The following is a 717-nucleotide window of genomic DNA, read 5'->3' as shown; positions in this document are numbered from 1 at the left end:
GACGCCTTGCGGCCGCAGCACCGCCAGCGGCGGCGGCGCGTCGCCCGCCAGCGGCCAATAGGGGTCGTCCTCGATCACCGGCACGTCGTGGGCCGCGGCGGTCTCCGCCAGTGCCCGGCGGCGGTCCACGGACAGGGTCCGGGCGGTGGGATTGGCGATGGTGGGCACCAGATAGAGCGCCTTCGGCGACAGGCGCCGGCAGGCCTCGGCGAGGGCGTCCGGATCCATGCCCTCGGCGTCGCCGGGGACCCCCGCCAGCGTCAGGCCGAGCTGCGCCGCCGCATTGCGCAGGCCGGGATAGGTGAGGGCCTCGCAGAGCACGGTGTCGCCCGGCCGCGCCAGGCTGGTGAGCAGGGCCGCAAGGCCCGCCTGGGCGCCGGGGGCGATGACGATGCGGTCGGAATCGAGCGCGCCGAAGGCGCCGGCGAGCCAGGCGGCGGCGGCGGCCCGTTCCGCCAGCGAGCCCGGCCCGGCATGGTAGGACATCAGCCGGTCGGCGCTGGAGCGGCGAATCACCTCGGCCAGGCCGTCGGCGATCAGGTCGGCGAGGCGCAGCCCGGCGGGCGGCGGCGGGATGTTCATGCTGAGGTCCACCGGCGGCCCGGAGCGGTCGCCGGCTGCGGCGACGAAGGAGCCGCGCCCGGTGACGCCTTCCAGCAAATGGCGCTGGCGCGCCTCGGCATAGGCGCGGGTGACGGTGGTGAGGTCGATGCCGAG

At 76.6% G+C, this 717-nt stretch carries 1 protein-coding gene; it reads right to left on the bottom strand.

The window, feature by feature from the left end; genetic code table 11:
* Positions 1-717 (bottom strand): aminotransferase class I/II-fold pyridoxal phosphate-dependent enzyme (locus AC2W7M_RS26800; protein ID WP_486136252.1); only part of this gene is annotated, 717 nt, incomplete at both ends.

The organism is Xanthobacter sp. BG11Y11_SDJG, from assembly GCF_057364445.1.
Note: the sequence above shows the minus strand (reverse complement) of the source record. Positions and strands in the feature narration are given on the sequence as shown.